This window comes from Streptomyces humicola (assembly GCF_024436035.1).
GTDB lineage: Bacteria > Actinomycetota > Actinomycetes > Streptomycetales > Streptomycetaceae > Streptantibioticus_B > Streptantibioticus_B humicola.
The window spans coordinates 114,645-123,809 of the sequence record NZ_JANFNG010000019.1; the positions used below are offsets into that span (position 1 = coordinate 114,645).

At 71.0% G+C, this 9,165-nt stretch carries 5 protein-coding genes; 2 read left to right on the plus strand and 3 right to left on the minus strand.

The window, feature by feature from the left end:
- Positions 1-84 precede the first annotated feature (84 nt).
- Entirely contained in the window at positions 85-849 is a 765-nt protein-coding gene (locus tag NGB36_RS22340) for a uracil-DNA glycosylase (RefSeq protein WP_308288905.1), read from the minus strand.
- A 169-nt stretch (positions 850-1,018) separates the two neighbouring features.
- Here NGB36_RS22340 and NGB36_RS22345 point away from each other — a divergent pair, with 169 nt between their 5' ends.
- Both NGB36_RS22345 and NGB36_RS22350 read left to right on the plus strand, forming a co-directional pair.
- Positions 1,019-6,298: a glycoside hydrolase family 38 N-terminal domain-containing protein gene (locus NGB36_RS22345; protein ID WP_255922165.1), complete on the plus strand. Its 5,280-nt coding sequence runs from the start codon at positions 1,019-1,021 to the stop codon at positions 6,296-6,298.
- A complete protein-coding gene (locus NGB36_RS22350; protein ID WP_255922166.1) occupies positions 6,295-7,011 on the plus strand; it encodes a peptidylprolyl isomerase in 717 nt (238 codons plus the stop codon). The genes NGB36_RS22345 and NGB36_RS22350 overlap by 4 nt, the downstream gene beginning before the upstream one ends.
- A 62-nt stretch (positions 7,012-7,073) precedes the next feature.
- Here NGB36_RS22350 and NGB36_RS22355 read toward each other — a convergent pair whose 3' ends face one another.
- Positions 7,074-8,087, minus strand: a complete 1,014-nt coding sequence (locus tag NGB36_RS22355; RefSeq protein ID WP_255922167.1) for a DUF3048 domain-containing protein — start codon at positions 8,085-8,087, stop codon at positions 7,074-7,076.
- Between the two features lie 31 nt (positions 8,088-8,118).
- On the minus strand, positions 8,119-9,165 hold a 1,047-nt coding region (locus tag NGB36_RS22360; RefSeq protein WP_255922168.1), incomplete at its 5' end, for an LCP family protein.

Consider the following 9,165-nt stretch of genomic DNA (forward strand, 5'->3'; position numbering starts at 1 on the left):
CGCGTGACCGTACTTGGCCGATAGACCCGGTGGCCCGGGCCGTACCTCTCCCCGTACGGCTCGGGCCACCGTCGTTGCCGGTGCCTACAGGCCCGCGATGCGCGCGCCCCGCCGCAGGACGTCGCGGATCATCGCCGGGGTCACCGTCTTCGTGGACACATTGCGCTGGCTGGGGTGGTAGCAGCCGAGCACCTGCAGCTCCCGCCCGCCGCCCGTCCCAGCGGGGAGCCGCACCTCGGTGCCGTGCCCGAACGCCGGACGGGGGCGGGGCAGCTGCCACCCGGCGGCGGAGAGCACCGGCATCAGCGCCTGCCAGGCGAAGCCGCCCAAGACCACCACCGCGCGCAGCGAGGGCCGCAACAGCTGCAGTTCACGGGCGAGCCACGGCCTGCAGGTGTCTCGTTCGGCCGTGGTGGGCCGGTTCTGCGGGGGCGCGCAGTGCACCGGCACGGTGATCCGTACGCCGTGCAGCACCAGGCCGTCGCCGCGATGGGTGGAGCTCGGCTGCGAGGCGAGGCCCACCTCGTACAACGCGGCGTAAAGCACGTCTCCTGACGGGTCGCCGGTGAAGATCCGCCCGGTGCGGTTTCCTCCGTGCGCAGCGGGCGCGAGACCGACGACGGCGAGCACGGCGTCCGGCGGCCCGAAGCCGGGCACCGGCCTCGCCCAGTACTCCCACTCCTGGAACGCCCTGCGCTTGACCCGGCCGGCCTCCTCGCGCCATTCCACCAGCCGTGGACAGGCCCGGCAGCAGATCACCGTCGCGTCGAGCTCGGGCACCGTGCCAAGGTGCGGCGCGCGGCGCGCCGGGAACCCCAGGTCGTCGCCTTCCGCGGCTGTACCGCTCACACCACTGGCCTCCTCACCAGCCCCGTTGTTCGTATTTTCATAGTTGACCGCAGAGCATTGTTTGTCGTGTTTTACGCGTTTCAATCCCTTTTGTCCTGGCATCTTGGAGCGGGCGGAGAAGCGAACGAAAGAACCGCTGTGGAGAAGCGAACGAAAGAGCCGAGGTGCCGTGTCTGGACTGCCTGAGGACCAGCTGGAGGGATTCAGCCGACGCAGCTTCCTGTCGTCTCTGGCGATCGCGTCCGCCGCGGTGGTGGGTCTCGACGGCGGCGCGACCGCCGCGGTCCGCGAGGGGCTCGTCGTCCCGGAGGCAGTGCCCGTGCCACTGCCGTACGACCTTGACGGCGCGTCGTACAACTGGGCCCGCTCGGCGGCCAACCTCGACGGACACGGCTGGTCGTTCCCGGCCGAGCAACTCCCCTCCGGCCGCACCCGGATCGCCGGTGTGCCCTTCGACTTCCCCGCGGACGACTCGTACGGCCCCGGCGGCGAGAACTTCACCGTCGCCAAGGGCCAGACCATCGACCTGCCACAGGCCGGATATGCGCTGCTCTACCTGATCGGCGCCGCCACCGGCGGCTCCGTCGACGCCAAGGGCGAGGTGCTCTACGCGGATGGCGGCTCGATGACCGTGCCCGTACGGTTCTCGGACTGGGCCCAGGTGCCCGGGTTCCTGGAGGCCGTCGTGGTCGAGGCCGGCCACCGCCACAGGGCCTCGGGGGATGCCGCGCCGCGGGTGCGGCTCTTCCTCCAGACCATCCCGTTCGATCCGCAGCGGGAGGCCGTCGGCTTCCGGCTTCCCCGGGCCAAGCGGCTGAAGCTGATCGCGGCCTCCGCGCAGCCGGCGGTCCTGGGGACGGCGGTCAAGGTCACCGCGGTGGCCTCCCCGCAGGTGTTCACAGGCTCCGAGCAGGCGCCACAGCAGGTCGTGCACGTCAGCGTCGCCAACATCGGCACGCAGGCGCTCAGCTCCGACGACCCGGCGATCATCACCCTGACGGGCGAGGGGATCACCACCCCGCACCCCGTCGTCCTTCCGGATCTCGCCCCCGGTCACCAGGAGACCGTCGAGGTGTCGGTGGCGTACGCGTCGCAGCACGAGCAGGGGACCGAGCTGCGGGCGCACGTCCACGCCACGACGCAGGACGTGACCGACACCCAGTCGGTGCGGATCACGGCGGCCGAGCCCGGCTGGACCATGTACATGGTCCCGCACTACCACTACGACCCGGTCTGGTGGAACACCCAGGGTGCGTACACCGAGACGTGGGAGAACACCGGATTCCAGCGGCCGGGATTCACGCTGGTGAGGGCGCATCTGGACATGGCCCGCCGCGATCCGGACTACAAGTTCGTCCTCGCCGAACTGGATTACCTCAAGCCCTTCTGGGACACGTTCCCCGAGGACCGCCCGTTGGTGCGGCGGCTGGTCGAGGAGGGGCGCCTGGAGTTCGTGGGAGGCCTGTACAACGAGCCGAACACCAACCTGACCAGCGTCGAGCTGACCATCCGCAGCGCGGTGTACGGGATGGGTTACCAGCGCGACGTGCTCGGTGGATCGCCGCGCACCGCATGGCAGTTGGACGTCTTCGGCCACGACCCGCAGTTCCCGGGGATCATGGCCGATGCCGGTCACTCGTCGAGCTCATGGGCGCGCGGTCCCCACCACGAATGGGGGCCGAAGCAGACCGTCGGGGACAACAAGCGGATGCAGTTCCGCAGCGAGTTCGACTGGATCGCGCCGAGCGGTACGTCGCTGCTCACCAGCTACATGCCCAACCACTACTCGGCCGGCTGGCGGATGGACACCGCCAAGGACCTGCTCACCGCGGAGGCGACCGCGTACGACCTGTTCCGGGACCTGAAGTCGGTGGCCGCGACGCGCAACTGCCTGCTGCCGGTCGGCACCGACTACGCGCCGCCGAACCGGTGGGTGACGCGGGTGCACCGCTCGTGGGCGAGCAGGTACGTGTGGCCGAAGTTCGTCATCGCGGTGCCGAGCGAGTTCTTCGACGCGGTGCGCGAGGAACTGGACGCGAACCGCATCGCGCTCTCGCCGCAGACGCGGGACATGAACCCCATCTTCACCGGCAAGGACATCACGTACATCGACACCAAGCAGGCGCAGCGGGAGGCGGAGAACACGCTGCTCGCGGCGGAACGATTCGCCACCATCGCCGCCCTGCTCGGCGCCGCCTATCCGGCCCGCGCCCTGGACAAGGCGTGGCGCCAGCTGTGCTTCGGCGCCCACCACGACGCGATCACCGGCTCCGAGTGCGACCAGGTCTACCTGGACCTGCTCGGCGGCTGGCGCGAGGCGCTGGAGCTGGGGCGCACCACGCTCGGCAACGCACAGGCTTTCATCGCCGCGCACGCCGACACCCGTGGCCCCGGCATCCCGCTGCTGGTCTTCAACGCTATGGCCTGGCGGCGTACGGACGTTGTCCTCGCCGACATCGACTTCCCCGCGCCCGGCCCGGCCGGTATCGCTTTGCGCGACCCGAACGGGAGCAGCGTGCCCGTCCACGTCGAGCGGATCAGCCGCCACCACGACGGCACCATCGCCTCCGCCCGGCTCGCCTTCATCGCCCGGGACGTACCGGCGACCGGATACGCCACCTACCACCTCACGCACGTCGGCGCCCCGCTGCACGCACCGGCCTGGCGCCCGGCACCGGACAGACCGCTGCAGATCGAGAACGAGTACTACAGCGTCGCCGTCGACCCCGCACGCGGTGGCGTCATCAGCTCGCTGTACGACAAGACCGCACAGCGGCAGATGCTGCGCGCCGGCGGCTCCGCCAACGAACTGCTCGCCTACGACGAGTACGAGGACGGACCCGGCGCGCCCTCGGGCGGGCCCTGGGTGACCGTGCCCAAGGGCGGCCCGATCGCGTCCAGTTCGCAGCGCCCGGCGAAAGTCGCCGTGGAGCACTGCCCGATCGGCCGGCGCATCACCGTGGCGGCCGACTTCGTGCAGTGCCGCTACACGCAGGAGATCACGCTCTGGGACGGCGTGGCCCGCGTCGATCTCACCACGCGCATCGACGACTTCACGGGCGTCAACCGCCTGATGCGGGTGCGGTTCCAGCCGGACGTCGAAGGCGGCATGCCCGTCTGCGAGGTCGGCGACGCCGTCGTCGGCCGCGGGTTCGGGTTCCCCAACGTCGACTACGCCCACGCGAAGTGGACACTCGACTACCCCGCCTACAACTGGGTCGAACTCGGCTCGACGCTCACCGTCGCCCTCCTCGACGGCGGGCCGGAAGGAGCGGTGCGCGCCTCCCGGGCGGTCAGCGTTGCCGAGGTCGTCGTCCCCGCCCGCCGACGGAGTCGGCAGGTGTCGTACAGCACCGACTACAACGACGCGGCGCGCGACACCGTCGTCGCTCTCGTCGCCACCGGTGTCACCGCCACCACCTCCACCGACGACGGCTCGCGTTACGGCAGCCTCGACGTCGACTCCAACCTTCCCGATGTCCGCATCAGCGTCGGCGGCCCCGACGAGAACGACTTCACCGCCGACGTGCTCGGCGCGGCCCACCCCTCCTACGCCGCCGAGCTCCGCCGCCAACTCCGCCGCGGCCGCACGGCACTCCTGTGGGTGCCCGCCGAGCGGCCGCTGGCCGAGACCTGGGTCCCCCTCGCCGACCTGCGCGGCCCGCGCGCCCTGCCGGTACTGATCGTCGCCGGGCGGACCCCCGCCGACACCCGGACGGCGATGCACGAGCTCGCCGGCGACCTGCGCCGCGCGCCGCGCATCGACGTCATCCAGCCGGCCGAGCTCGACGGCACGACCGGCCGGGTCGAGCCGTACGGCTTCGCCGTCCTCAACCGCGGCCTTCCCGGCTTCAACGTCGACACCACCGGCGACATCTACCTCGGCATCATGCGCTCCTCCACGGGCTGGCCCTCGGGCGGCTGGATCGACCCGCCGCAGCGCAGCCTCCCAGACGGCGCCAACTTCCAGACCAACCACTGGAGTCACACGTTCCGGTACGCCATCGTCGGCCACAGCGGCGACTGGCGGGCGGCCGGGCTCGCACGCCGCGGCCACGCCTACAACAATCCGCTCACCGCACGTCAGGAGGGCACGCACGCCGGTGCCCTCCCGGCCGGCGCCGACCTGCTCTCCGTCGACGGCGACAGCGTCGTGGTCACCGCGCTCAAGCCGCGCGGCAACCCGATCGCGTCGATGGCGGGCGCCGAGGCCGATCCGGCGGCCGGGATCGTGCTGCGCGCCTATGAGTCCAGTGGCAGACCCACGACGGCACGGTTCACCTTCTTCCGTCCCTTCACCGAGGCCACGACCGTCAACATGCTCGAAGGCGACCCGCGCCCCGTCAGCCTCGACGGCGGGCGGATCAGCTGCGAGCTCAGCGGCTTCGAGATCCGCACCCTCGGCGCCGTGCCGATGAGACCGGTCGGCAGCGGGCCGACCGCGCGGGTGCCCTTCGTCACCCCGGAGATCGCACCGGTGACCGAGCCGGCCACGCCTGTGTACACGTCGTACTGGCGGCACAACAAGGGTGCTGCGCCGATGGGTTACCAGATGATCTCCGTGCACGCCTCGCCGGGCGCGGTCTCCGGCCGCGGACCGTACGAGCTCCGGGTCACCGTCGCCTCTTCGCACACCGGCGGGAACATCGCAGGCGAAGCCGAGATCCTCGTGCCGCCCGGCTGGACCGCCTCGCCGCCGAAGCGGCTGTACTCGCTCGCGCCGGGTGCGTATCTGCGCTACAAGGTGCGCGTCCAGCCGAGCGGTCCCGGCGGGCGCTACTTCGTCTTCGTACGCACCACCGACCCGCAAGGCCAGCTCCACGAGGACGTCGTCACGATCGAGTACGTGGCATCCGGGCGGGCCGCTTCGGTCCCGGCCGAGCCGCCGCTGCCCGGCTCGGAGCCGACCCGTCCCGTCCACGACGGAGCGGCCGAACGCGCGCTCTCCCTCTCCATCGACAAGGTCACGCGCAAGGCACGCATGGTCCTGCCCTCCCACCCGGAACGCACCCATCAGGCACAGGAGCTGGCGACCACGCTGGTCACCCCGGAGGTCACGGTCGCCCCCGGGCAGACGGGCCGGCTGACGGCGCGTCTGCACAACACCGCGCAGAGCCCGATCCACGGCGAGGCCCAGCTGATCACCCCCTACGCGATCTGGCCGATCACCACGCCCTGGACGCAGCCCTTCACGGTCGTCGCGGACGGCGACACCGACGTGCACTACGAGTTCGCCGCCCCGCCCGGCTCCCGGCCCGGCAGCTGGTGGGCGCTGGTGAAGGTGATGTACTTCGGGCGGCTGCTGTACACGCCGACCGCGGTCGTCGCCATCGGTGAGGCATCCGGTAGGCCATCCGGTGAGGACTCCGATGAGGCGTCCCGGCGCGCGGCTCCCGCACCGCGGCACAGTACCGACCGCGACGACATCCCGAGCAGGAGCCCGCAGTGAGCGCGGCGACGGAGGTGGCGCGGGTCGGCGACCGTGTCATCACCATCGCCGAGCTCGACCGGCGGCTCGCGGCGATCCGCCGTGGCCCGTACGGCACACGGCTGCCCGAGGACCGCACACCGGCCGGCACCCGGCTGCGCCGCTGGGTGGCACAGCTGCTCGCCTCCGAGGCGTTGATCCTCCATGAGGCACCCGACGACAGCCTCCCGCTGGACCGGGCCGTGCATGCGCTCTTCGTACAAGTCACCGCAAACGTGACGGTGAGCGAGCCGGAGCTGCGCCGCTACTACGCGGCCAACCCGGATCTGTGGACCCGCCCCGAGCGCCGGACGATGCGCCACGCCGTCCGCCCCACCAGGGCCGAGGCCGCAGCGGTGCGCGCCGACGAGCTCGGGGAGCCCGAGACGGTCGCACGGGGCCAGCTCAGCGGCCCTGTCGAGGACGCGCTCTTCGCCGCGGCGCCGGGCAGCAGGATCGGCCCGGTGCGTACGTCGTTCGGCTGGCACGTGGCCGTCGTCGAAGGCGTCGAACCGGCCGCGATCCGTCCCTTCGAGGAGGTACGCGCCGCCATCCACGCCGATCTGCTCGCCGCCGCGCGCGGCACCGCGTTCGACGACTGGCTCGCCGCCCGCCGCGACGCCCTCGTCCGCCTCGCCCCCGGCTTCGAGCACCCGGGCGACCCCAGCCTCCCGGACCACGTCCACCGGCACTGAGGACTGGGGAGGACTGGGGAGGACTGCGGAGCACTGGGGCGAGGGCGGGCGCGCTGGGTGCGTCAGCGCGGTTCGAGCACCACCCACACCTGACCGGGATGGAAGGTCATGCGCTGTCCCCGGTAGGTGAAGACCGTGCCGTCGTCCCCCTGCGGCCGCGACCACCTGCAGTCGTACGCCTTGCCGTCGCGCAGGACCACGGCGCTGCCGCCGCCGACCGTCGGGGCGAACGGCGAGGGCACGCCGGGCGAATCCATGAAACCGCGCGGCGAGGTGGTCTCGGCCACCTTCTGCACCACGACGGTCGGAGCGCCCATCTGCCCGCCGTCGGTGGTCCCGGCCGGTGAACCGTCCATCGTCACCAGGTATGTGCCCTGCCGGGCGGACCAGGTGAAGGTGAACGAGGCGGCGGGCATTCGGGCGCTGTAGGAGGCCGTCGGCGTGCCGCCCGCGGGCGCAGGACCGAAACGGAACCCGATGTCCCGCGCGGGCGCGGATTCCGGGAATTGACGCAATACGCGGGAGGGCACGACGTATTCGTTGTACGGCGGCACATTGGTGCCGGAGCGGACGAATGAATTCGTCTGCTGCGGCGACGCGTTGATCACATTCGCGCGGGCGAGGACGGGCAGGAACTTGCTGAGGGCGCCGGAGTAGACGAAGTCCACCCTGCCGTACTGCTGGAGGAGCTCCAGATCGCTTTCACGAGCGCTGCGCACCGGGCCGATCCGGTCGCCGCGCGGCAGATGATTCGAGTCGTAGACCGCCAGGAATCGCGAAATTCCTCCCTCGACCTCAATGGCATAGACGACGTCGGCGGAGTTCACGGCGGTCTGCGGCCGTGCGTAGACAATATTGTCGATCTTGACAGCGAGAATCCGGCCGGCCATGCCCGGCAGCCCGGTGAGCGGTGAGACGGCCGGGCCGGTGGACGTCGGTGACGGGGAGCTGGAGGTCACCGGCGCGTGCGGACCCCGTCCGAGCACGGCGATCACGACACCGGCGACCAGGCCGAGCACGACCACCGCAAGCACGGCGAGCCGTACGCGCGCCTTCTTCGACAGGGCACGGAACACGCTCGCTCACCTCCGTCCCCCCGGGTTGTGGTCAGGGTGCGGAGTTGGGGATGTTGGGGCTGTCGGCGTAGGCCTGGGTGGGGGTCATGGGTACGCCGTTGATGGAGACGGTGTCGAAGGTGCTGACCTGTGCGCACTGTTTTTGGTCGCCGTTTTGGGCGTTGGCGCCGGCGACGGCGGCCTTGGTGTCGGCGGGGGCGGGCTTGGACGAGCCGCCCGCGCTGGCCGGGAAGGTGGTGCCGCTGGTCCAGTCGCTGCCGATGACCACGGTCACGTTGCTGACGGCGCTGTCGGACTGCAGCCGGCTGGTGGGGATCTGCAGGGTGCGGGCGACCGCCTGGGCCTCGGCCTGCTGGCCGGGTGCGTAGTGGATCGAGGTGGTCGGGGCCGGTACGGGTGCGTTGGCGGAGCCGCTGTTGGGGCCGAAGCCGGAGTTGATCAGGTACTGGGCCACATCGGAAGCCCGGCCGGAGATCCCGCTTCCGTTGTTGACCTGCACCGTGATCTGTGAGTCGGGCACGGCCGGCTGCGCACTGGGGGTGGAGGTGGCCGTGGAGGTGGCGTGGGTGTCCGCCGCCGACTTCCCTCCGCTGCCCGTGGTCAGCGACTGGTCATTGATGACCGCGTCGAACAGGTTCTGCGCCGCAGGGGAGACCACGACCCGCTGGTTGTTGTTCGGGTCGGGCACTGTCTGCATGGTGGTGAAGGTGATCCGGTTGGACGGCACCTTGTTCAAGTCGTCGGCCAGGCCCAGCAGATCGGGGATGCTGGCAAGGCCGGTGTCGACGGTCAGGGCCTTGGTCGCCGCGTCCGCGAGCCCGTACAGCGCGCTGGGATCGGTCAGCGTGCCCGCGCTCTTCAGCGTGCGGACCATGGAGGCGAGGTACATGTGCTGGGCGACGGTGCGGCCCAGGTCGCTGCCGTCGCCGAAGCCGTGCCGTGAGCGCAGGAACTCCAGTGCCGAGACACCCTTCAGCGTGTGCGTGCCCTTCGACAGCTTCAGATGCGAGTACGTGTCGTAGACGTTGTTGGAGACGCAGACCGGCACACCGCCGATGGCGTCCGACATGTTCACCAC